The organism is Mesorhizobium sp. GW821-FHT04C10, from assembly GCF_059420305.1.
Genome location: NZ_JBWKTL010000001.1, coordinates 1,534,725 through 1,558,446 on the forward strand (window position 1 = coordinate 1,534,725; position 23,722 = coordinate 1,558,446).

Annotated in this window: 18 protein-coding genes and 1 riboswitch; of the genes, 12 read left to right on the plus strand and 6 right to left on the minus strand. The window is 63.8% G+C overall.

The features are described from left to right. Positions 1 to 93 precede the first annotated feature (93 nt). Positions 94 to 2,022, plus strand: a complete 1,929-nt coding sequence (gene ftsH, locus AC07UC_RS07455) for an ATP-dependent zinc metalloprotease FtsH (protein WP_140777132.1) — start codon at positions 94 to 96, stop codon at positions 2,020 to 2,022. 465 nt (positions 2,023 to 2,487) lie between these two features. Here ftsH and AC07UC_RS07460 read toward each other — a convergent pair whose 3' ends face one another. Continuing rightward, positions 2,488 to 2,940, minus strand: a complete 453-nt coding sequence (locus AC07UC_RS07460; RefSeq protein WP_494908910.1) for a hypothetical protein — start codon at positions 2,938 to 2,940, stop codon at positions 2,488 to 2,490. A gap of 243 nt (positions 2,941 to 3,183) precedes the next feature. Beyond that, positions 3,184 to 4,020 (minus strand): hypothetical protein, encoded by an 837-nt coding sequence (locus AC07UC_RS07465; RefSeq protein WP_140777130.1) that lies wholly within the window; start codon positions 4,018 to 4,020, stop codon positions 3,184 to 3,186. A 370-nt stretch (positions 4,021 to 4,390) separates the two neighbouring features. Here AC07UC_RS07465 and glmM point away from each other — a divergent pair, with 370 nt between their 5' ends. From glmM to serA, 5 genes are all read left to right on the plus strand, one after another. Further along, complete coding sequence (gene glmM / locus AC07UC_RS07470; RefSeq protein WP_056575467.1) at positions 4,391 to 5,743, plus strand: phosphoglucosamine mutase; 1,353 nt, start codon at positions 4,391 to 4,393, stop codon at positions 5,741 to 5,743. A gap of 253 nt (positions 5,744 to 5,996) precedes the next feature. After that, on the plus strand, positions 5,997 to 6,839 hold the full coding sequence (locus AC07UC_RS07475; RefSeq protein ID WP_494904906.1) for an outer membrane protein: 843 nt from the start codon (positions 5,997 to 5,999) through the stop codon (positions 6,837 to 6,839). A 242-nt stretch (positions 6,840 to 7,081) separates the two neighbouring features. After that, entirely contained in the window at positions 7,082 to 7,864 is a 783-nt protein-coding gene (locus AC07UC_RS07480; RefSeq protein ID WP_494904907.1) for an outer membrane protein, read from the plus strand. Between the two features lie 201 nt (positions 7,865 to 8,065). After that, positions 8,066 to 9,241, plus strand: a complete 1,176-nt coding sequence (locus AC07UC_RS07485) for a phosphoserine transaminase (protein ID WP_494904908.1) — start codon at positions 8,066 to 8,068, stop codon at positions 9,239 to 9,241. A 65-nt stretch (positions 9,242 to 9,306) separates the two neighbouring features. Beyond that, complete coding sequence (gene serA / locus AC07UC_RS07490; RefSeq protein WP_494904909.1) at positions 9,307 to 10,908, plus strand: phosphoglycerate dehydrogenase; 1,602 nt, start codon at positions 9,307 to 9,309, stop codon at positions 10,906 to 10,908. A 159-nt stretch (positions 10,909 to 11,067) separates the two neighbouring features. Here serA and AC07UC_RS07495 read toward each other — a convergent pair whose 3' ends face one another. Continuing rightward, the gene (locus AC07UC_RS07495) at positions 11,068 to 12,000 is read right to left on the minus strand and encodes a DMT family transporter (protein ID WP_140777118.1); all 933 of its coding nucleotides are present in this window, start codon (positions 11,998 to 12,000) and stop codon (positions 11,068 to 11,070) included. A gap of 213 nt (positions 12,001 to 12,213) precedes the next feature. Here AC07UC_RS07495 and AC07UC_RS07500 point away from each other — a divergent pair, with 213 nt between their 5' ends. Together AC07UC_RS07500 and AC07UC_RS07505 are read left to right on the plus strand one after the other, a co-directional pair. Next, a complete protein-coding gene (locus tag AC07UC_RS07500) occupies positions 12,214 to 13,512 on the plus strand; it encodes an adenylosuccinate synthase (RefSeq protein WP_140777116.1) in 1,299 nt (432 codons plus the stop codon). Positions 13,513 to 13,586: 74 nt separating this feature from the next. Beyond that, entirely contained in the window at positions 13,587 to 15,269 is a 1,683-nt protein-coding gene (locus AC07UC_RS07505; protein ID WP_494904911.1) for a hypothetical protein, read from the plus strand. Between the two features lie 44 nt (positions 15,270 to 15,313). Here the strand turns inward: AC07UC_RS07505 and AC07UC_RS07510 are convergent, their stop codons facing one another. Genes AC07UC_RS07510 through AC07UC_RS07520 form a run of 3 tightly spaced genes read right to left on the minus strand, consistent with a single transcriptional unit; the run spans position 15,314 to position 18,083 of the window. Further along, positions 15,314 to 15,565: a type II toxin-antitoxin system CcdA family antitoxin gene (locus AC07UC_RS07510; protein ID WP_494904913.1), complete on the minus strand. Its 252-nt coding sequence runs from the start codon at positions 15,563 to 15,565 to the stop codon at positions 15,314 to 15,316. A 36-nt stretch (positions 15,566 to 15,601) separates the two neighbouring features. Then, positions 15,602 to 17,422, minus strand: a complete 1,821-nt coding sequence (locus AC07UC_RS07515) for an ABC-F family ATP-binding cassette domain-containing protein (RefSeq protein ID WP_494904915.1) — start codon at positions 17,420 to 17,422, stop codon at positions 15,602 to 15,604. A gap of 1 nt (position 17,423) precedes the next feature. Next, positions 17,424 to 18,083, minus strand: coding sequence for a thiamine diphosphokinase (locus tag AC07UC_RS07520; protein ID WP_202325581.1), 660 nt, complete (start codon positions 18,081 to 18,083; stop codon positions 17,424 to 17,426). Positions 18,084 to 18,170: 87 nt separating this feature from the next. Further along, positions 18,171 to 18,286: riboswitch (TPP riboswitch) on the plus strand. A 43-nt stretch (positions 18,287 to 18,329) separates the two neighbouring features. Between AC07UC_RS07520 and thiB the strand changes: the two genes are divergently transcribed. The 4 genes from thiB (at position 18,330) to AC07UC_RS07540 (ending at position 23,680) form a co-directional block, all read left to right on the plus strand. Continuing rightward, entirely contained in the window at positions 18,330 to 19,328 is a 999-nt protein-coding gene (gene thiB, locus AC07UC_RS07525) for a thiamine ABC transporter substrate binding subunit (protein WP_494904918.1), read from the plus strand. Between the two features lie 237 nt (positions 19,329 to 19,565). After that, the gene (thiP, locus tag AC07UC_RS07530) at positions 19,566 to 21,182 is read left to right on the plus strand and encodes a thiamine/thiamine pyrophosphate ABC transporter permease (protein WP_494904920.1); all 1,617 of its coding nucleotides are present in this window, start codon (positions 19,566 to 19,568) and stop codon (positions 21,180 to 21,182) included. Then, positions 21,175 to 21,951, plus strand: a complete 777-nt coding sequence (thiQ, locus tag AC07UC_RS07535; RefSeq protein ID WP_494904922.1) for a thiamine ABC transporter ATP-binding protein — start codon at positions 21,175 to 21,177, stop codon at positions 21,949 to 21,951. Before thiP ends, thiQ begins: the two co-directional genes overlap by 8 nt. A 259-nt stretch (positions 21,952 to 22,210) precedes the next feature. Beyond that, positions 22,211 to 23,680 (plus strand): M48 family metalloprotease, encoded by a 1,470-nt coding sequence (locus AC07UC_RS07540; protein WP_494904924.1) that lies wholly within the window; start codon positions 22,211 to 22,213, stop codon positions 23,678 to 23,680. The last annotated feature ends 42 nt before the right edge of the window (positions 23,681 to 23,722 follow it).

The following is a 23,722-nucleotide window of genomic DNA, read 5'->3' on the forward strand; positions in this document are numbered from 1 at the left end:
TGTTCTGCTTGGCAAGGGGAGGCGCTCTCCCTATGTTAGGCCCAAGTTTCCTCTCATGATGCTGTCCGTCCGCGGACACCAACGGGACAATTGATGAATCCGAATTATCGCAACCTCGCGCTCTGGGCGATCATAGCGGTCCTGCTCATCGCTCTCTTCAATCTGTTCCAGACGCCGCAGACGCGTGGGGCTTCGAGCGATGTGCCTTATTCGCAGTTCCTGCAGGACGTCGCGGCCGGCCGGGTCAAGACGGTGACCATTGCGGGCGCCCGCATCACCGGCACCTACACCGACAATTCCAGCGGCTTCCAGACCTATTCGCCCGGCGATCCCCAGCTGGTGTCGCGGCTGCAGGACAAGAACGTCACCATCAACGCGCGGCCCGAGACCGACGGCTCCAATTCGCTGTTCGGCTACCTGATCTCGTGGCTGCCGATGATCCTGATCCTCGGCGTCTGGATATTCTTCATGCGCCAGATGCAGTCCGGCTCCGGTCGTGCCATGGGTTTCGGGAAGTCGAAGGCCAAGCTTCTGACGGAGGCGCATGGCCGTGTCACCTTCCAGGATGTTGCCGGCGTCGATGAAGCCAAGGAAGACCTGGAAGAGATCGTCGAGTTCCTGCGCGATCCGCAGAAGTTCCAGCGCCTCGGCGGCAAGATCCCGCGCGGCGTGCTGCTGGTCGGCCCTCCGGGCACCGGCAAGACGCTGCTCGCCCGCTCGGTCGCCGGCGAAGCCAACGTGCCGTTCTTCACCATTTCCGGTTCGGACTTCGTCGAGATGTTCGTCGGCGTCGGCGCCAGCCGTGTCCGCGACATGTTCGACCAGGCCAAGAAGAATGCGCCTTGCATCATCTTCATCGACGAAATCGATGCCGTCGGCCGCCATCGCGGCGCCGGTCTCGGCGGCGGCAATGATGAGCGCGAGCAGACGCTGAACCAGCTGCTGGTCGAGATGGATGGTTTCGAATCCAACGAAAGCATCATCCTGATCGCCGCCACCAACCGTCCCGACGTGCTCGATCCGGCGCTGCTCAGACCGGGCCGTTTCGACCGCCAGGTGGTGGTGCCGAACCCCGACATCGTCGGCCGCGAGAAGATCCTCAAGGTGCATGTGCGCAACGTGCCGCTGGCGCCCAATGTCGACCTCAAGGTCGTCGCGCGCGGCACGCCGGGCTTCTCCGGTGCCGACCTGATGAACCTGGTCAACGAATCCGCGCTGATGGCGGCGCGGCGCAACAAGCGCCTCGTCACCATGGCCGAGTTCGAGGACGCCAAGGACAAGATCATGATGGGTGCCGAGCGCCGCTCGTCGGCCATGACCCAGGCCGAGAAGGAGCTGACAGCCTATCACGAAGCCGGCCACGCCATCCTGGCGCTCAACGTGCCGTCGGCCGACCCGCTGCACAAGGCCACGATCATCCCGCGTGGCCGTGCGCTCGGCATGGTCATGCAGTTGCCGGAAGGCGACCGCTATTCGATGAGCTACAAGTACATGATCTCGCGTCTCGCCATCATGATGGGCGGCCGCGTCGCCGAGGAGTTCAAGTTCGGCAAGGAGAACATCACCTCGGGCGCGTCCTCGGACATCGAGCAGGCGACCAAGCTTGCGCGCGCCATGGTCACGCGCTGGGGCTTCTCCGACAAGCTCGGCCATGTCGCCTATGGCGACAATCAGGAAGAGGTGTTCCTCGGCCATTCGGTGGCGCGTACGCAGAACATTTCGGAAGAGACCGCGCAGATCATCGATGCCGAAGTGCGCCGCCTGATCGACGAGGCCTATTCGACGGCGAAGTCCATCCTGACCAAGAAGAAGAAGGAATGGATCGCACTGGCGCAGGGCCTGCTCGAATACGAAACCCTGTCGGGCGACGAGATCAAGCAGTTGATCGCCGGCGAAAAGCCCGCGCGCGACCTCGGCGACGACACGCCGCCCAGCCGTGGCTCGGCCGTGCCGAAGTCCGGTGGCCGCCGCAAGAAGGGCCCCGAGCCCGAAGGCGGCATGGAGCCGCAGCCGTCGAGCTGAGATTGGCCGAGACAGACTGATCGAGAAACGCCGCGGCTTGGTCCGCGGCGTTTTTGTTTGGTACGCCGGAGAGTTGACGGCTTTCACGTTGGTGATTGGCGAAAGCCGGCGCGACGGCCAATCTCCCCCTCGTGGGGGAGATGCCCGGCAGGGCAGAGAGGGGCGCTGTCCCGCCAGGATTGCCAAGTTCTTGTTACTCGCCCTTGCCGAAAGCGACAAAGCGGGCTCGGTGCCCGCTCCTATTCGGCTTCGCCGAGCCGCTCCCCCCCCCCACTTTCGTCAGATAAAGCGACCGTCACTTTACAAGCGTCGAGTTCCTTCGCGCCCCCCTCTGTCCTGCCGGACATCTCCCCCACAGGGAGGAGATTGGCAGCGTCCCCGACGGCACTCCCCTTCTGAAGCACCCAACAAAAAGCCCGCGCATCTCACGATGCGCGGGCTCTCTTTCCTCGGATATCTAGGCGATCAGGTCTTCAGCTTGGCATTGCACAGGCTGTAATAGCCGCCACCCTTCTGGATCCACTTCAGGCCGCTCAACGTTCCGGCATCCTTGTTGCTATGATAGCCTTGAAGGCAGGTCTTCATTCGCGCCTTGGCGGGTTTTTCGGCCTGAAATTCGGCCGCGAGCGTGGTTGGGAACGTCACGCCAGCCGGCGCTACGGTGGGTGCGGTCGCCGAGCTGGCTTCCTTCTTCGGCTGTTGTGTCGCTTTGGCCGTGTTCGCCTCGGCACTTCCCGTAGTGGACGCTGCGCATTTATCCTTGCGGAAAGCGTTCCAGTCCATGCCGTTCAGGGCACCGCTTTCCTTGGCGGTCCGATAGGTCTCGCCGCATTCCTTCATCGTCATTGCGTTTCCCGGAATGGCGCCCCAGGCAATAAAAGTCGCTGCAGCCAGCGCCGTCAATTTCAAGCCAGACATCAAACCCTCCATATCGAGTACAGATTGAACATCTTTTGTATACTTTTTGTTCTGCATATGTTCAACCAGAATCTTATGCCTCACCCAGAAGACGTCCCGCACCCGGCTGCCGGGGGTGGGCTACCACGCTATCGGTCCAAGACTTTCGCGGTAGCGGAAGCAGGACCATTGAGCTTTTCAACGCAACAAAAAGCCCGCGAACCTTGCGGCTCGCGGGCTTTGTTCTTCAGATGCAGCTGTCGATCAGCCCTTCAGCTTGGCATTGCAAAGGCTGTAGAAGCCGCCGCCCTTCTGGATCCACTTCAGGCCGCCAAGCGCGTTGGCATCCTTGAGGACATAGTACTGGTCGAGGCAGGTATGCATGCGGCCCTTTCCGGGGGTTTCGCTGGCATATTTTGCCGAGATCGCGGACGGGAAGGTGACGCCCTTGGGGGCAACCGTCGTCGGCTTTGCCGGTTCCTTGGTGTAGCTTGCCTCGCTCGGAGCGGGCACGCTGTCGTCATCCGAGGCGGTGGCGCCGCATTCGGCCTTGCGGAAGTCGTTCCATTTCTGGCCCTTCAGCGTGTTCCCGGTCTTCGCAGCCTGATACTTGGCGCTGCACTCGGCCATGGTCAGGCCCTTGCCGTCGGCGGCAGCCGCGGCGGCCTTGGTGGTTGCCGGCTTGGTGGTGTCGGCGGCGGCGGATGCGCCGGCGGCGCACTGGCTCTTGCGGAAGTCGTTCCACTTCTGGCCGTTCAGCGTGCCGGCGGCCTTGGCCGCCTGGTACTTGGCGCTGCATTCCTTGGCTGTCAGGCCTTTGGCGGCACTGTCGTCAGCCGCCGCTGCCTTGGCGGCCTTGGCCGGCTTGGTCTCGGCGGCCTTCTTCGTGTCGGCCGGCTTGGTGTCCGTGGTGGCAGCCGCGTCGGTGCCGCACTGCGCCTTGCGGAACTGGTTCCAGGTCGCGCCAGCAAGTGTCCCCGCGTCCTTGGCCGCGTTATATTTCGTGCTGCACTCGGCCATCGTCAGCGCGTTGGCTGGCGCAGCCAGGAACAACGTCGCTACGGCGAGGCCGGTCAGAGTGGCAAGTCGGTGGATGAGCATAGCGTTTCTCCGTTGCTGCAGCCCATTATATACGTCCCTGCGAATCAATAACGCTCAACGATCGGTTGCGCCAGATGCTAAGTGAGGTATATATCGCTGGAGGCTCGATCCTCCCGATAAGGTGATGAAATCATTGCCCCTTGCCGGGTTGAAAACAAGATTTTCCGCGTGCACCTGCGCCGAATAGCTCGCAGAACTGGTATGTTGCAGTGTTACAGTGCCATCATGTTATGCTGGGGCGTTGTTGCGTGCAGTGCACAACAAGGATTTTCTAAGGATTGGTAACATATAATCACACAATGTGATCATGGCGGACCTTCCAATTGTGGCATGAGACGCCGGCAAAGAACCGTCAGGGAATCTAACTAGCATGGCAGGGAATTACTTCGGCACGGACGGCATTCGCGGACGCGCCAACAAGTTTCCGATGACCGCTGAAATCGCCATGCGTGTCGGCATGGCTGCCGGCCTTTCGTTCCAGCGCGGCAGCCACCGCCATCGTGTCGTTCTCGGCAAGGACACCAGGCTTTCCGGCTACATGATCGAGAATGCCATGGTGGCCGGTCTTTGCGCCGCCGGCATGGATGTGTTCCTGCTCGGCCCGATTCCCACGCCAGCTGTCGCGATGCTGGTGCGTTCGCTGCGCGCCGATATCGGTGTCATGATCTCGGCATCGCACAACCCCTATTACGACAACGGCATCAAGCTGTTCGGGCCAGACGGCTACAAGCTCTCCGACGAGATCGAAGAGCGCATCGAGAGCATGCTCGACAAGGATATCGAACTCTCACTCGCCGATTCTGACGGGCTTGGCCGGGCCAAGCGCGTCGACGGCGTGCATGACCGCTACATTGAATTCGCCAAGCGCACCTTGCCGCGCTCGATGTCGCTTTCGGGTCTCCGGATCGTCGTCGATTGCGCCAATGGCGCGGCCTACAAGGTGGCGCCCGAGGCGCTGTGGGAGCTTGGCGCCGAAGTCGTGGCCATCAACGTCGAGCCCAACGGCTTCAACATCAACAAGGAATGCGGCTCGACCCATCCGGCCGGCCTGCAGAAGAAGGTGCATGAAGTGCGCGCCGATATCGGCATCGCGCTCGATGGCGATGCCGACCGTGTCGTCATCGTCGACGAGAATGGCGCGATCGTCGATGGCGACCAGATCATGGCGCTGATCGCCGAGTCCTGGCACCAGAGCGGACGGCTTGCCGGCGGCGGCGTCGTGTCGACGGTGATGTCCAATCTCGGCCTCGAACGCTTCCTCGGCGACATGAAGCTGCAACTGCACCGCACCAAGGTCGGCGACCGCTATGTCGTGGAACATATGCGCGCGCATGGGCTCAATGTCGGCGGCGAACAGTCAGGCCACATCGTGCTGTCGGATTTCTCGACCACCGGCGATGGCCTGGTATCGGCGCTGCAGGTGCTGGCCTGCATCAAGCGCCAGGGACGCCCGGTCAGCGAGCTGTCGAAGAAGTTCGAGCCGGTGCCGCAACTCCTGAAGAACGTTCGTATCGCCGGCGGTAAGCCGCTCGAGGAAGCCCCGGTCAAGGCCGCGATCGAGGATGCGCGCAACCGTCTCGGCAAGGCCGGGCGGCTGGTCATCCGTCCGTCCGGCACCGAGCCGCTGATCCGGGTCATGGCCGAGGGCGACGATCCGCAACTGGTCGAGGCCGTCGTCAACGACATAGTCGAAGTCATATCGGAAACCCGCAGCGCCGCCTGATTTCCGGCGCGCCCGCAGGGCGTCATAGCCGCTTCGATTGCAACCAGGCCCGCCCTTCCGGCGGGCTTTTTTGTTGGCCGGAGTGTCGGCCTCCATTTGTCGAAATTAGCCCCTGAATCCCTTGGATTTTAGCGATTCGTGGTTAATCAACAGGGTTAAACGCGTTTTAACCTTTGCAATTCATTATCCACGCTTGAAAGCCAATCTCATTTCGGACGCGACCGCGTTCCGAGGGTTCCTAGGGGTGACAAGCATGTTCAATACAGCAAGAAAGGCTCTGTTCGCGTTGCTGTTCGCGGGCCTGGCCTGGCCAGTTCTCGCGGCCGACCTGCCAGAGCCGCAGGTCGAAGAAGCGCCACCGCCTGTCTACGAGCAACCGGTCGATGTCGGCGGCTGGTATATCCGTGGCGACATCGACTATCACAAGTCGAAAGTGGGTGACATCGACTACATCACTTACGGAGCCGAGCCTTGCCCGTGCGGACCTCCTGTCGGGGTCGCCGGCAGCAAGTCCTTCGACTATGGCAAGCTCAAGGGCGGCTTCTCGCTCGGTGCCGGCGTCGGCTACAAGATCAACGAACGCTTCCGCACCGACCTGACCGCTGATTATTGGTTCAAGTCCAACTTCAACGGCGGAACATCGGATCTCACCACGACCTCGACCGAAGTGTCGAAGATGAGCGCCCTGTTGCTGCTCGCCAATGCCTATGTCGATATCGGCACCTGGCACGGCATCACGCCTTATGTCGGTGCCGGTATCGGTGGCGCGCGTGTCAAGTGGGATACCGTCTACGATCCGAACACCGCCGAGACCAACCCGGGAACATCCAGCTGGCGCTTTGCCTACGCGGTCATGGCCGGTGCCTCCTACTGCCTGACCGACAAGGTCATCCTCGATGCCGGCTATCGCTTCTCCCATATTCAGGGCGGCCGCATGTTCGAATTTGATACGAGCAGCGCCGGGCCGGGCTTCGACCACGGCTTCAACACCCACGAGGTGCGCGGCGGCCTGCGCTATCAGTTCGGCGGTAACAATGGGTGCGCGGCACCGGTGGTGGCCTACCAGCCCGAACCTGAGCCGATCTACACCAAGTAAAAAATCCACTGCCGCGAATACACGCGAACCGCCCGGCCTTGCCGGGCGGTTTTCGTTTGAGCTGCCGCCAATGAAGTGCCCAGGCAGGCAAGACAATTCAGAGTGTCATGCATTAGCGAGAATGAATTCGCTAACGCTCTGTTAGCCTTAACCGTGACTTAACCACTATGGTTAACAATGCTCCTTGAAACGATGGCTGCCGCTGTGATTGCAAGCGTCGCCAAATCCGGGAGTCGGGGACCATGACACTCACATCGCGTATTGTGCTGGCGCTTGCTGGACTAGGCCTTTTGCCGCTGACGCCAGCATTGGCCGCCGACTATGATCCGCCCATCTATGTCGACCAAGCGCCCGACTATGTGCCGGTCGAGGTCGGCTCGGGCTGGTATCTGCGCGGCGATGTCTCGTACCTGGTGCAGAAAAGCTTCAAAAATGGGGATTTCACCTTCCCGTCGGCGATCAACAACGAAAACTTCAGCGAGAGCGAAGACGCATATTTTGCGAGCGTCGGCTTCGGATATCACTTCAACGATTACCTCCGCGCCGATGTTAACTTCGGCTACTTGCCGGGTAACAAGGCCAGCTTCGGCTATGACGATTCAGCGGTCGTGGCACTGCCGACATTGCCGACCCAGGGGGCGGGATCGCTGAAGAACTATGCCTTCTCGGGGATACTCAACGGCTATGTCGATCTCGGCACCTATGTCGGAATCACGCCTTATGTTGGCGCCGGCGTCGGCTTTGTCCGCAGTTCGCGGAAGCTTTCGGCGACTTACACGGACAACAATGTGCCCGCCAACAGTTTCAGCCTGCAGGACAATGCGACACAATACTCCCTCGCCTACACGCTGAATGCGGGCCTTGCCTACCAGGTGACGAAGAACGTTTCCGTCGATCTGGGCTACCAGTATTTCTCCGCCCCGAATGCCGAATATGTGACGGCCGAAAGCCTGACCTCCTTTCCGATCAAAAAGGGGATCAGCAATCACCAGGTCAAGGTCGGGCTGCGCTACGATCTCTGGTAGGCCTGGGACAAACCAGCACCTTGGCGGCGGATCCCTGTGGTCCGCCGTTTGCGTTTGAAATCACACAATGCTGATCGCGGATCGCCGGTATCTCGGCAGCGACAAAAACTTTCCTCTTGACGCCCGAAGCCTGAACGCATATCGCCGTCCGTGGGCCACCCCTCCCCAACGAGGGGCCACTATCTGGAAGGATAGACCACGATGACGACGCATACGAAGCCCGGACTCCGTCCGGCAAACCCCAATTTCTCCTCAGGTCCCTGCGCAAAACGTCCCGGCTGGTCGGTCGAGGCGCTCAAAAATGCCGCGCTCGGCCGTTCCCATCGCGCCAAGATCGGCAAGGCCAAGCTCGAACAGGCGATCGAGCTGACGCGCGAAATCCTCCAGGTCCCGGCGGACTACCGCATCGGCATCGTGCCGGCGTCGGACACCGGTGCGGTCGAGATGGCACTGTGGTCGCTGCTCGGCGAGCGCGGCGTCGACATGGTCGCCTGGGAAAGCTTTGGTTCCGGCTGGGTCACCGACGTGGTCAAGCAGTTGAAGCTGCCCGACGTGCGCAAGCTCGAGGCCGGCTATGGCGAATTGCCGGATCTCACCAAGATCGACTTCGACCGCGACGTGGTCTTCACCTGGAACGGCACGACGTCGGGCGTGCGCGTGCCGAATGGCGATTTCATTCCAGCCGATCGCAAGGGCCTGACCATTTGCGACGCGACTTCGGCCGCCTTCGCGCAGAGGCTCGATTTCGAAAAACTCGATGTCGTCACCTTCTCCTGGCAGAAGGTGCTGGGCGGCGAGGGTGCGCATGGCATGCTGATCCTGTCGCCACGTGCCGTTGCGCGGCTGGAGAGCTACAAGCCCTCATGGCCGCTGCCGAAAATCTTCCGCCTGACCTCGGGTGGCAAGCTGATCGAAGGCATCTTCAAGGGCGAGACCATCAACACGCCGTCGATGCTGTGTGTCGAGGACTATCTCGACGCACTCCTCTGGGCGAAGTCGATCGGCGGCCTCGATGCGCTGGTCGCCCGGGCGGATGCCAATGCTGCCGTGCTCGATGGCTTTGTCGATAAATCCTCCTGGCTGGGCCATCTTGCCGCCCTGCCGGGGACACGGTCGAATACTTCTGTCTGCCTGTCCTTCACCGATCCGGATATCGCGGCGCTCGACGCCGACGGACAGGCGGCTTTCGCCAAGGGTCTTGTCTCGATGCTCGACAAGGAAGGGGTCGCCTACGACATCGGCTCCTACCGCGACGCGCCTCCTGGCCTTCGCATCTGGTGTGGCGCGACCGTCGAGACTTCCGATCTCAAGGCGCTGCTGCCCTGGCTCGACTGGGCCTTCGCGGCACAGAAGGCGTCGCTGAAAGCGGCTGCCTGAGATTTTCCGTGGCGGCCTGCGGGCCGCCCATTCCCGGATCAATCCCATTTTTCAAGGAGGTCGCGATGGCGCCCCGTGTTCTCGTCTCTGACAAACTCTCTCCCACCGCCGTGCAGATCTTCAAGGATCGCGGCGTCGAGGTCGACTATCTGCCCGATCTCGGCAAGGACAAGGAAAAGCTGCTTGAGGTGATCGGCCAGTATGACGGCCTCGCCATCCGCTCGGCGACCAAGGTCACCGAAAAGCTGATCAACGCCGCCACCAGGCTCAAGGTCATCGGACGCGCCGGCATCGGCGTCGACAATGTCGATATCCCGGCGGCGAGCCGCAAGGGTATCATCGTGATGAACACGCCCTTCGGCAATTCGATCACGACGGCCGAGCACGCCGTGGCGATGATCTTCGCGCTCGCCCGCCAGATCCCGGAAGCCAACGCCTCGACCCATGCCGGCAAGTGGGAGAAGAACCGCTTCATGGGCGTCGAGATCACCGGCAAGACGCTGGGCGTCATCGGCTGCGGCAACATCGGTTCGATCGTCGCCACGCGCGGCGTCGGCCTGAAGATGCATGTCGTTGCCTTCGACCCGTTCCTCTCGGACAAGCGCGCCGAGGAGCTCGGCGTCGACAAGGTCGAGCTCGACGAGCTGTTCGCGCGCGCGGACTTCATCACGTTGCACACGCCGCTGACCGACAAGACGCGCAACATCATCGATGCCGGGGCAATCGCCAAGATGAAGAACGGCGTGCGCATCATCAATTGCGCCCGCGGCGGACTGGTCGTCGAGGCCGATCTGATCGCGGCGCTGAAGAGCGGCAAGGTGGCTGGCGCCGGCATCGACGTGTTCGAGGTCGAGCCGGCCGAGCAAAACGAGCTGTTCGGCATGGAGAATGTGGTGGTGACGCCGCATCTCGGGGCCTCGACGGCGGAAGCGCAGGAGAACGTCGCGCTGCAGGTCGCCGAACAGATGTCGGACTACCTGATCAAGGGCGCCGTCTCCAATGCCATCAACATGCCGTCGATCACGGCGGAAGAAGCGCCGCGGCTGAAGCCGTTCGTCAAGCTCGCCGAAGTGCTCGGCGCCTTTGTCGGCCAGGTCACCGAGGATCCGATCAAGGAGGTCGAGATCCTGTTCGACGGCTCGACCGCGACGATGAACACGCGCGCGCTGATCAGTGCCGCCCTTGCCGGGTTGATCCGGCCGCAGGTCGCCGACGTCAACATGGTTTCGGCGCCGATCATGGTGAAGGAGCGCGGCACCATCGTCGCCGAGGTCAAGCGGGACAAGTCGGGCGTATTCGACGGCTACATCAAGCTCACCGTCAAGACCGAGCACATGACGCGCTCGATCGCCGGCACCTGCTTCTCCGACGGCAAGCCGCGCTTCATCCAGATCAAGGGTATCAACCTCGACGCCGAGGTTGGCCAGCACATGCTCTACACGACCAATGCCGACGCGCCGGGCATCATCGGCCTGCTCGGCACGGTGTGTGGCGAGAATGGCGTCAATATCGCCAACTTCCAGCTTGGCCGTAACCGGCCGGGCGGCGACGCCATCGCGCTGCTCTATCTCGATGCGCCGTTCCCGGAAAATGTGCTGGAGCAGGTGCGGGCGCACAAGTCGATCGACTCGGCCAAGCGGCTGCAGTTCGACGTGGGCGGGATCTGACCCCGGCCTTTGCTAGAGCGGTTCAGCGTTTGACGGAATCGCAGAACCGCTCTAACTATTTGTTTTTACGCAATTCCCAAGGGCAAGCGCTACGCGCTTGTCCCGGGAAAACCGGTTCACACTTTTCCTGGAATTGCTCTAGAGATCGGAAGGTGCGGCCTATGTCGCGCCTTCTTGCTGTTCGGCGCGCCTTGACGGCGTGATCATAGCCATCTTGCGCCCGCTGTATTCGGCAAGCGCGATGCCGCCCAGCACGAGGACCAGCGCCAGTGCTTGGTAAAGCTGGAACGTCTCGCCGACGATCAGCACCGAAAGCAGCGTGCCGAAGATCGGCACCAGGTTGATGAACAGGCCGGCGCGGTTGGCGCCGATCAACTCGTTGCCCCTGATGTAGGTTACCTGCGAAATGACCGAAGCGCCGATCGCGGTATAGACGATCACGGTCCAGCCGCGCGCGTCGGGCGCGATGGCCTTGCCGGCGGCGACCTCCCACAGGAAGAAGGGCAGCGAGGTGATGAGCGCGGCGACTGCCAGGGACAGCATCAGGCTCTGCCAGCGCATCACCGGTTTCAGCCGCAAGCCGACCGTATAGCCGCTGTAGAGGACGACCGCGACCAGCATGATGGCGTCGCCGAAATTGAGCTCCAGCGTCAGCAGCCGGCGCGGGTCGCCATGGCAGGCGGTCAGGATCACGCCGGCGATCGTCAGCACGACGCCGGCAATCTGCGCCCAACTCACACGCAGGCGGAAGAAGATGAAGTTGGCGACGATGATCAGGACCGGCATCGCCGCCTGCTCGATCGAGACGTTGATGGCCGTCGTGTAGTTGAGCGCCGTATAGAAGATGGTGTTGAACAGGGTGAAGCCGCTGGCCCCAAGTGCCGCCAGCACGAACCAGTGCCGGCGCACCACCGGCCAATCCTGCTGGATCGTGCGCCAGCCGATCGGCAGCAGGATCGCGACTGCCAGAACCCAGCGCAGGAAGACCAACGTCATCGGCGAGACATGGTCGACCGCCAGCTTGCCGGCCACCGAATTGCCTCCCCACAGCAAGGTGGTGAGCAGCAGGAATATGTAGGCGCTTCGATGCATCGCTGGATTCCGGCCGCGGCGGGCGCGCCGGGGTGTTTGCCGGCCTATTGCCCCGGCGAGCCCAAGTAAATGATGTCAAAGCCGAAAATTGTTGTGCTTCAGGGCATTTTCGGCGGCAAAGAAAGGTCGCACTCGCGAGGTCTTGACGCTATAGAGGCCTGTCGTTTCGAACCATATCCAGGCCGCTCGGCGGCATCTCAAGGGAAAAGAAACATGGCCAATGTGGTGGTCGTCGGCTCGCAATGGGGTGACGAAGGCAAGGGCAAGATCGTCGACTGGCTGTCGGAGCGCGCCGATGTGGTGGTGCGTTTCCAGGGGGGCCATAATGCCGGCCACACGCTGGTCGTCGACGGCAAGGTCTACAAGCTGTCGCTGTTGCCGTCCGGTGTCGTGCGGCAGGGCAAGCTGTCCATCATCGGCAATGGCGTGGTCTTCGACCCGCATGCTTTCGTGGCCGAAGTGGCGAAACTCAAGGCGCAGGGCGTCGAAGTGGCGCCGGATCGCCTGAAAATAGCCGAAAACACAGCGCTTATCCTGTCGGTGCATCGGGAGCTGGACGGATTCCGTGAGGACGCCGCCTCAAATTCCGGAACGAAGATTGGCACGACCCGCCGGGGTATCGGTCCGGCCTATGAGGACAAGGTGGGTCGGCGCGCGGTGCGGGTGATGGATCTGGCGGATTTGGAAACGCTTCCCCTGAAGGTCGACAGGTTGCTGACGCATCACAATGCGCTGCGCCGCGGGCTTGGCCACGCGGAAGTCACGCATGACGCGATCATGACGGAGTTGACGTCGGTCGCGGATGAGATCCTGCCCTATATGGACCGTGTCTGGAAAATCCTCGACGACAAGCGCCGCGCCGGCGAGCGCATCCTGTTCGAGGGCGCGCAAGGCACGCTGCTCGATATCGATCACGGCACCTATCCCTTCGTCACCTCGTCCAACACGGTGGCCGGGCAGGCCGCTGCCGGCTCCGGTGTCGGTCCGGGCGCCATCGGCTATGTGCTCGGCATCACCAAGGCCTACACGACGCGCGTTGGCGAAGGTCCGTTTCCGACCGAACAGAAGAACGAGATCGGCGAATTCCTCGGCACGCGCGGCCATGAGTTCGGCGTCGTCACCGGGCGCAAGCGCCGCTGCGGCTGGTTCGACGCGGTGCTGGTGCGCCAGGCTGTCGCCGTCAACGGCATCAAGGGCATCGCGCTGACCAAGCTCGACGTGCTCGACGGGCTGGACGAGATCAAGGTCTGCACCGGCTACCGTCTCGACGGCGAGACGATCGACTATTTGCCGGCGAGCCAGGGCGCGCAGGCCCGTGTCGAGCCGGTCTACGAGACGCTGGAGGGGTGGAAAGGCACCACTGCCGGCGCGCGCAGCTGGAACGACCTGCCGGCCCAGGCGGTCAAATATGTCCGCTACATCGAGGAGTTGATCGGCGCGCCGGTAGCACTCCTCTCCACCAGCCCGGAACGGGATGACACGATACTTGTGACCGATCCGTTTCAAGACTAGTTTCTGAGCCTTTCCGGGCATCGCGGCTGATTTGCGGGGGCCGGCGCGGAAGCAAAATACAGGTCGACTGAAGCATGGCAGATTTCGTTGCTATTCTGAAAAAGGCGCTCGACAAGCACGGCGACGAGACGCCCGAGAAGCGTACGCGCATCTATGACAGCGTTCGAACCATGCTGGCCAAGAAGCTTGCGGAATATTCGCCGCCGCCGGCCGCCGAAGCCATAAACACGCAGAAGCGCTCGCTGGAAGACGCTATCGCGGTCGTCGAGCGGGATTATGCCAAGAGCGTGCCGGAAACAGACCCGCTCGCCGAGCTGGAGCACATCTTTTCCTCCATCGACCGCAACAAGAACCAGCCGAGCCACACGCGCCAGCCGGTGAAGGCGGAGCCGGTGTGGCCGGCGCCGCCAGCCGCCAAACCGGAACCTTACCGGCCGGCGCCACCGCCCGCCGCCAAGGCCGAGCCGAGCTGGCAGAAGCCCACGCCGGTGCAACCGGCACCTCCGAACCTTGCCGACCATGCCTTGCCGGGCATGGATGCGGACCAGGACGATGACCGGGCCGATGTCTTCCCGAATGACGAAGAGCCGGAGGCGGCCGATACATTCCGGCGCCTGCGCCCAGCCGAACGCAAGCGCAGCTATGGCGGGCTGATCGCCGCTGTTGCCGCCTTGCTGGTCGTTGCCGGCGGCGGCTATGGCATCTGGCTGAACAAGGATGCCTTCAGCAGGATGCTGGGCCTGGACGGCGGCAAGGTTGTTGCCAAGACCGAGCTGGTGAAACCGGCGCCGGCCAAGCCGTCTACCGACGCGGCGGCGACGCCACCGGCGCCGGCAGCCGGCGCCGAAGGAACCAAATTCACGCAACGCCTGACGCCTGAAGGCGGCGAAACCGATCCCGGCCCGGCCGGCGGGCAAAGCGGCATAGGCGAGGGTGAATCCGTCGCGGCGCTGACGACGCCACCTTCGGCGACCAACGCCCCGACGGCTCCGCCACCAGTCACCGGCGCACCGGCCGCAGCGGCACCCGCCGCGGCCGCGCCTGCCGCGACCACGCCTGCGCCGGGTGCCGCGCCCGCGACACCGCCGGCCAACGGAACCGCACCCGCGGCGCCGGCCGATGCCGCCGCCACGCCGCCGCCAGCGCCGGCGGGCGCCACGCCTGCGGCACCGGCGGCCGCTCCGGCGACGGAAGCCTCGGTACCGGTCGGCCAGAAGGCGATCTTCTATGAGGAGCGCACCAGCACGGCGCAGGGGTCGGCCGAGCCCGGCAGCATCGTCTGGTCGCTGGTGCAGGAATCGCCAGGTGGCGACCTGCCGCCGGAGCCGGCGATCCGTGCCGAGGCGACCATCCCCGGCAAGGACATCCAGTTGCGCATGACCATCCGCCGCAACACCGACCAGACGCTGCCGGCCAGCCATATCATCGAGATGATCTTCCTGACGCCCGACGGTTTCGAAGGCGGCGGTGTCGACAACATCCTGCGCGTCGCCATGAAAAGCTCCGAACAGGATGCCGGCAGCCCGCTGATCGGCATTCCGGCCAAGATCGCCGACGGCTTCTTCCTCGTCGCGCTCAACGACACCAAGGCCGACGAGGACGCCAACATGACCCTGTTGCGCGGCCAGGACTGGATCGACGTACCGGTGGTCTACAAGACCGGCCGGCGGGCGCTGCTGACGATGGAAAAAGGCATCCCCGGAGAAAAGGTGTTCGACGAGGCGATCAAGGCCTGGCAGGCGAAGACGGCGGGCTGACGACGGGCGGCCGTTTCAAGAGCAGTATGGCTATAGTCACGGGGTCAAAACGGCCGATACTTGGCTAAGGGCAGTCCGTTGCGCCTGACATAATCGTTCCAGCCTTCGATGGCTTGCTTGTGCTCTTCCTGCCATCGGCGCGTCTTTTCCGCTGCAATCACCTTGGCGATACCGGTCTCCGCGGCACGGGAGATGCCTAATCCCTTGGCGCCTTCGAGCAGCTGCAAGCTGATCGATATCTTGACGGATTTTCGCTGAAGTTTGCGTTTCGATTGAAGCATGGGGTTGCCCTCCATGCGTCCAACATAGACGCATAACCTCGCAGGCACCAACTACCCCTCCATCTCCTCGCGCAGCATCTCCAGCTCCAGCCATTCTTCCTCGAGCGCGGCCAGAGTCGCGCGTTCCTTGTCGAGGGCGGCGATGGTCTTCTGGAACGAGGCTGGATCGCGCTCGTAATAGGCCGGGTCGGCGATGTTGTTCTCCAGCCGCGAGATCGATGCGGTCACCGCCTCGATCTTCTTCGGCAGCGATTCCAGGGCGAATTTCTGCTTGAACGACAGTTTTTTCGCGGGCCCTTTTGGGGCCGCCGGTTCGCTCTTGCCTGCCGCCGGCATATCTGCGGCTTCCGCCTTGGCGCGGGCCTTGCGGTCGTCGAGCCTGGTGCCGCCGCGCTGCGCCAGCATGTCGGAATAGCCGCCGGCATATTCGACCCAGCGGCCGCCGCCGTCCGGCGCGATGACGCTGGTCACGGTGCGGTCGAGAAAATCACGGTCGTGGCTGACCAGGATGACGGTGCCGGCAAAACCAGCGACAAGTTCCTGCAGCAGTTCCAGCGTCTCCATGTCGAGATCGTTGGTCGGCTCATCGAGCACCAGCAGGTTTGCCGGCCGCGCCAGCACGCGCGCCAGGATCAGCCGCGCCCGCTCGCCGCCGGACAGTTCGCGCACCGGCGTGCGCGCCTGCTCCGGCTTGAACAGAAAATCCTTCATGTAGGAGACGACATGGCGCTGCTCGCCATTGATGACGAGGTTTTCGCCGCGCCCGTCGGTCAGATACTGCGCCAGCGTTTCCTGCGGGTCGACCGCCTCGCGCTTCTGGTCGAGCGTGGCGATTTCCAGATTGGTGCCGAGCCGCACCGAGCCGGCATCCGGCGCCAATTCGCCGGTCAGCATCTTCAACAACGTCGTCTTGCCGGCGCCGTTCGGCCCGACAAGGCCGACGCGGTCGCCACGCTGGATGCGGGTCGAGAAGCCCTTGACCACGGTGAGATCGCCAAAGCTCTTCTCGATGTTCTTTGCTTCGATCACCAGCTTGCCGGATTCGGCGGCATCGCTCGCCACCATGGTGGCGCTGCCTTCGGCGCCACGATGGCCGCGGAAGCGCTGGCGCATGGTCTGCAGCTCGCCGAGGCGGCGCATGTTGCGCTTGCGCCGCGCCGTCACGCCATAGCGCAGCCAATGCTCCTCGCGCACGATCTGGCGGCCGAGCTTGTGCTGCTCGCGCTCTTCCTCTTCCAGCACCAGGTCACGCCATTCCTCGAAATGGCCAAAACCCTTGTCCAGCCTGCGGGTCTGGCCACGGTCGAGCCAGACAGTGGCGCGCGACACGCGTTCGAGGAAGCGGCGGTCGTGCGAGATGACGATGAGCGCCGAAGAGGTGCGGACAAGCTCTTCTTCGAGCCATTCGATGACGGACAGGTCAAGATGGTTGGTCGGCTCATCAAGTAGCAGAATGTCGGGTTCCGGCGCCATGACGCGGGCCAGGGCGGCGCGCCTGGCCTCGCCACCCGAGAGGTCGCCCGGCCGCTCTTCGCCCGACAAGCCAAGATGCTCCATCAGATAGGAGGCGCGATAGGGATCGTCGGCAGGCCCGAGGCCCGCCTCGACATAGCCGCGAACGGTGGCGAAGCCCTCCATGTCGGGCATCTGCGGGAGGTAGCGGACCGTCGCCGAGGGTTGGCGGAAGACTTCGCCGTCCTGCGGCTCGATCAGGCCGGCGGCGATCTTGAGCAGCGTCGACTTGCCGGAGCCATTGCGGCCGACCAGCGCGATCTTGTCGCCGGCCGAAGCGGTCAAGGCGGCGCCGTCGAGCAGCGGCGTACCGCCGAAGGTCAGTTTTATCCCGTCGAGATTGAGAAGAGGCGGGGCCATGTCAGCTTTCGGGCAAAGGATAGGGATGGGCGAGCAGCAGCGCGCGGCCATGGCCGAGCGCGATTTCGAGGCGGCCCCCGGTCTTGTCGAACTTGACCTCGTTGGAGATGGTCAGTGATGAGCCGAAGGCCACCTCGACCTGATTCAGCGGCCATTTGGCACCGGCAACGGTCAGGCCGGCAAGTTCGGAAAAGCCGAGGATCGAAAACAGCGTGCCGTCGGCATAGTCGAACCCGGCCGTTCCCAACAGCAGCGGGACACCTTCCTGGGCACCGCTGGTCAGCAGCACCTCCGTTCCGGCCTCGGCCAGGCGCAGGGCGAGCGCCAGATGCAGGAAGGCATGGTCGGCGCGCTTGCCGCCGAACGCGCCCGCCAACACAAGGCGGGTCGCTCCGCGCTCAAGGGCTGCCGCGATCGCCAGTTCCCCGTCGGTCTTGTCTTTTTCCGCCGGGAAGGTCTGGCGTGGCACCGCGGCGAGGTCGGCGGGCAGGTCGGCCGGCACCGAATCGAAATCACCCACCCACAGTTCCGGCACAAGGCCGAGCAGCCTGGCATGGCCGATGCCGGCGTCGGCGGCGATCACGCGCGAGCCCTCGACCTGGCGGTCGAGCCGGGGCGTGCGGATGAGATCGCCGCCAAGCAGGATGGTGAATGTGCTCATATCCGGTGGCCTGTACCAGCCCGGCAGCGGAAACGGAAGGCGGCAAACTCCCACTTGCGTGGTTCCTCGGCCGGGCCTATGTGTCGAAACGCTCTAACGGGGTGCCGGCTGCGATCTTTCGCGGACCGGCTGAGAGGCAGTCTCGCCAACCCGCTGAACCTGATCCGGTTTGTACCGGCGGAGGGATTAGACGTTTCGGACAGTCCGGCGCCTCAATTCCTTGTCACGCGAACGAAGGAGGCGCCGATGCGCACGCTTTTATACTCTCTTGTCTCAGCCATGGTTTTTGCGCTGTCGGGGCCGGCCTTGGCCAAGGACAAGCTCACCGTCTACACCTATGAGAGCTTTACCGCCGACTGGGGTCCAGGTCCCGTGGTGAAGAAGGAATTCGAGGCCGAATGCGGCTGCGATGTCGAGTTCGTCTCGGTTGCCGATGGCGTGGCGCTGCTCAACCGCGTCAAGCTCGAAGGCGCATCGACCAAGGCCGACATCGTGCTCGGCCTCGACACCAATCTCACCGCCGATGCCAAGGCCAGCGGGTTGTTCGCGCCGCATGGCGCGGTGAACGACGTCAATGTGCCGGGCGGCTGGAGCGACGATACTTTCGTTCCGTTCGACTACGGCTATTTCGCTGTCGTCTACGATACCGAAAAGCTGAAGACGCCACCGAAGAGCTTGAAGGACCTGATCGAAGGCAGCGCCGACGACAAGATCGTCATCCAGGATCCGCGCACCTCGACGCCGGGCCTCGGCCTGTTGCTGTGGGTGAAGTCGGTCTATGGCGACAAGGCGCCGGAGGCCTGGGCCAAGCTCAAGGCCAAGGTGCTGACCGTGACGCCCGGCTGGAGCGAGGCCTATGGCCTGTTCACCAAGGGCGAAGCGCCGATGGTACTGTCCTACACGACGTCACCGGCCTACCACATGGTCGCCGAGAACACGCAGCGTTACCAGGCGGCTTCCTTTGAAGAGGGCGAATACCTGCAGATCGAGGTCGCCGGCATCACCACGACCGGCGCCAAGAACCCGCTGGCGGCAAAGTTCATCGCCTTCATGACCGGACCGAAATTCCAGGACGCGATCCCCGAGACCAACTGGATGTTCCCGGCCGGCAAGACCGACAAGCCGCTCAAACCGGCCTTCGACAAGCTTGTCAAGCCGACCAAGACCTTGCTGTTCAGCCCGGAAGAGGTCGCGGCCAACCGCAAGGCCTGGGTCGATGAATGGCTGGCGGTGATGAGCAAATAGATTGGCCGTATGATCGAAAGATGATTGCTCTACGGCGCCCCCCTCTGTCCTACCGGACATCTCCCCCACAAGGGGGGAGATCGGATGCTATCGGTGATTTCGCCAATCGCCAACGCGGCGGGTATGAGCGAGGCGCGGAAACTGCCAATCTCCCCCCTCGTGGGGGAGATGTCCGGCAGGACAGAGGGGAGCGCGAAGGAACGCTACGCTCGCTAGAGGCCTTCTGGGCGATCCGGCGTGCAACGCGCTGACTCCCGCATCACCGCCGGCATTGCCGCGCTCGCCGCGATCACGCTGCTGATCGGTGGCGCGTTTGCCGGCTTGCTCATCGAAGGCGCCCATGATTTCTCGGGCGCCTGGGCGGCCTTCGATCCCTATCTCCTTCGCGTTGTCCGCTTCACGCTCTGGCAGGCAATCCTTTCGACGCTGCTTTCGGTTATTCCGGCACTCTTTGTTGCGCGCGCCCTGTCGCGGCATCCGCGCTTCTTTGGCCGCGCCGTCATCCTGCAGCTCTTTGCCGTGCCGCTGGCGCTGCCGGCGATCGTCGCGGCGCTCGGCATCCTGGCGCTCTACGGTCGCGCCGGCTACTTCGCCGGGCTGTTCAGCGCGATTGGCGGCAGGGGCTGGCCTGGCATTTACGGCCTGTCCGGCATTCTCGTCGCCCATGTCTTTTTCAATCTACCGCTCAGCGTGCGACTGTTGCTCGAGTCGCTGCAGACCATTCCCGCCGACCAGTGGCGGCTGGCGAGCCAGCTCGGCATGGGCGCGCGGCCGGCGTTCCGGCTGATCGAATGGCCGACGCTGCGCGCCGCTCTGCCCGGCGTCGCCGGGCTGGTCTTCATGCTCTGCATCACCTCCTTCACCATCGTGCTGACACTCGGCGGCGGGCCGGCCGCCACGACGCTGGAGGTCGGCATCTATCAGGCGCTGCGCTTCGATTTCGATCCCGCGCGCGCGGTCGCCCTGACATTGCTGCAGATCGCCTTGACGTTCATCGTGGTGCTGGCGCTGACGCGGCTTGGCGCCAATGTCGTCGGCGACACCAACCTGCCGGTCGCGCCGCGCCGCTATCTCTCCGTCAACGGGACCGAGGCGTCGCTCAACGCCGTGCTCATCGTGTTGGCGCTGCTGTTCGTTGTCGGGCCGATGGCCGCGACCGTGGTGGCCGGTTTGGGCGCCGATCTCGGCCGGCTCGCCGGCGAGGCCACCGTCCGGCAAGCAACGCTGACCAGCGCCGCGCTCGCCTTCCTGTCGGCGCTGCTTTCGGTGATGCTGTCGCTGGCGCTCACCATGGCGCGGCGAGCGCTGGCGCTGGGCCGCCGTGCCGGGCCAAGGACATTGCTTGAGCATGCAACCGACACCGGCGCGGGGTTCGTCCTGGTCGTGCCGCCCATCGTCATCGGCGCCGGCTGGTTCCTGTTGCTGCGCCATGCGGGCGATGTCTTCGCCATCGCCCCGGTGATGGTTGTCACCGTCAATGCTGTCATGGCGATGCCGTTCGCGCTGCGCGCCGTCCGTCCCGCCTATGACGCGGCGAGCGAGCGTCACGAACGGCTCTGCGCACAGCTTGGTATTGCCGGCTGGGCGAGGCTATGGCTGGTCGACTGGCCATCACTGCGGCGCCCGCTCGCCACCGCTTTTGCTTTCGCCATGGCGCTGTCGCTCGGCGATCTCGGCGTGATCGCGCTGTTCGGCAGTGATTCCGTGCAGACCTTGCCCTACCTTCTCCTGGCGCGCATGGGCAGCTACCGCACCGAGGACGCCGCCGGCCTGGCGCTGTTGCTTGGCTTCGTCTGCCTCGCATTGGTGCTGGCCGCGGATTGGCTCGGCAGGGAAAAGGTCGGCAATGTCTGATGGGGCGATGGACAGGAAGGGCGTTCCGGTGCGGCTGGACAAGGTTTCGTTCAGCTATGGCGAGGCCCCGCTCGTCTTCGATGTCGCGTTTGCCGCGGCGGAAATCACCGCCATCATGGGGCCGAGCGGTTCAGGCAAGTCGACGCTGCTCAACCTCGTCGCCGGGTTCGAGACGCCATTGTCCGGCCGCGTGCTGATCGGCGGGGCCGATGTCGGCGCCGCGCCGCCGGCCGAATGGCCAGTGTCGATGGTGTTCCAGGAAAACAACCTTTTCGCCCATCTTTCCGTCGAGCAGAATGTCGGGCTCGGGCGCTCGCCATCGCTGCGGCTGACCGAAGCGGACCGCGCTGATATCGCCGGGGCGCTTGCCCGCACAGGCCTTGGCGGCAAGGAAAAACGCTTGCCGCGCGAACTCTCCGGCGGCGAGCGCCAGCGTGTTGCCCTGGCCCGCGTGCTGGTGCGCGATCGCCCGGTGCTTCTGCTCGACGAACCCTTCGCTTCGCTCGGGCCAGCCCTGCGCGACGACATGCTCGATCTGGTCGCCGGCGTGCATGCGGAGCGCGGCATGACGGTGCTGTTCGTCACGCACCAGCCGGAGGACGCCCGCCGAATCAGCCAGAATGTGGTGTTTCTGGACAATGGCACCGTGGCGGCCACCGGCAGCGCGGACGATTTCTTTGCCGGGGCTGGTCCCGACGCCTTCCGGCGCTATATCGGTGCCAGTGCCGGGAATGCCGTATCACGAGATATTGCCCGGAAGCGGACATAATTTACGGTCAAACCGGCCTCAGGCGATGGGGCGCTTGCTTGCCATGGCAGAAGTAGTGTGGCTAGGTCCGCCCTACTGGTCCGGCACAAGCCGTGATTTGCCTACAGCATCCGCCGCACGCCCCGAGGGACGCGCGACGGATGCTGTAGAAGTTTGTTTTTTGCGCATGACATGTTCCGAAGATCGCCCCCGATTTTCGTGGTCATGCGCCGGGACCTGAAAGGAAGCCGTTCTGGCGATCGGCGTTGACAAGCTGCGAATGAATCCACTGGCGCGCTTTCTGGCGCTGGCCGGCTTTGCCGTGGCGCTTGCAAGCTGCCAGATGTTCACGCCTCCGGAGGTCCAGGAATCCGGCTTCCAGCCGTCCGACAGGCCGATCACGGTCGACAATGTCGCCGCCAACAACAAACTCGCGGAACTCGCCAAGGCGCAGCATCCGCGCATCCTGGCCACCTATGGCGGCGAGTATTCCGATCCCAAGCTGGAGCGCATGGTCGCCAAGGTGGTCGGTAACCTGACCGTTGTGTCGGCGAACCCGACCCAGACCTATCGCATTACCATCCTCAACTCACCCAACGTCAACGCCTTCGCGCTGCCGGGCGGCTATCTCTACATCACGCGCGGGCTGCTGGCGCTGGCCAACGATTCGTCCGAGCTCGCCGCCGTCATCGCGCATGAGATGGGTCACGTCACCGCCAACCACGGCCTGCAGCGCCAGCAACTCGAGGCCGAGGAAGGCCTGGCGACCAAGGTGGTCTCGGATGTGCTGGGTGACAGCCCGACCGCCAAGGCGGCACTGATCCGCGGCAAGCTCAGGCTGGCGCAGTTCTCGCGCAACCAGGAGCTGGAGGCCGACGCCATCGGCATCAAGTCGATCGGCGAAGCCGGCTACGATCCCTATGCCGCCGGCCGCTTCCTGCAGTCGATGTCGGCCTATACCGATTTCCGGTCGATCAGCGGTGCCACCGATGCCAGCCTCGACTTCCTGGCCACGCATCCCAACACGCCGCAGCGCATCGACCTGGCGCAGCGCCATGCCCGCCAGTTCGGCGCACCCGGCTTCGGCACGCGCGACCGCGATTCCTTCCTCGCCGGCATAGATGGCCTGCTCTACGGCGATACGCCGGAAGAAGGCTATGTGCGCGGCGAGACCTTCCTGCATCCGGGGCTTGGCGTGTCGTTCACGGTGCCGGACGGTTTCATCATCGACAATTCGGCAGCGGCGGTGACGGCGACCGGGCCGGGCGACATCGCGATCCGCTTCGACGGCGTTTCGATCGACAAGAACCGCGCCTTGACCGACTATATCAGAAGCGGCTGGGTGGCTGGCCTCGACGACAGCACGGTCAAGCAGGAAACCATCAACGGCAACGAGGCGGCGACCGCGCATGCCGGCGCCGAAGGCTGGCAGTTCGACATCGCGGTGATCCGCGCCGGCGGCCAGGTCTACCGGCTGCTGACCGCGGCACCCTCGGCCAGCACCTCGCTGGATTCTGTCGCGCGTTCGGTCAGCGGCTCATTCCGTATCCTGAGCGCCGCGGAGAAGGCGGCCTTGAAACCGCTGCATATCCGCGTGCTCACAGTGCAGCCGGGCCAGACCATGGGCACGCTCGCCGCGCAGATGGTCGGCGTCGACCGCAAGCTCGACCTGTTCCGGGTGCTCAATGCGCTGTCGCCGGGGGCCGCGGTTTCGGCCGGTGACAAGGTCAAGATCGTCACCGACAAGTAAGAGCACGCTGCAAACTCACTTCGCTGCACGCCTGCCGCGATT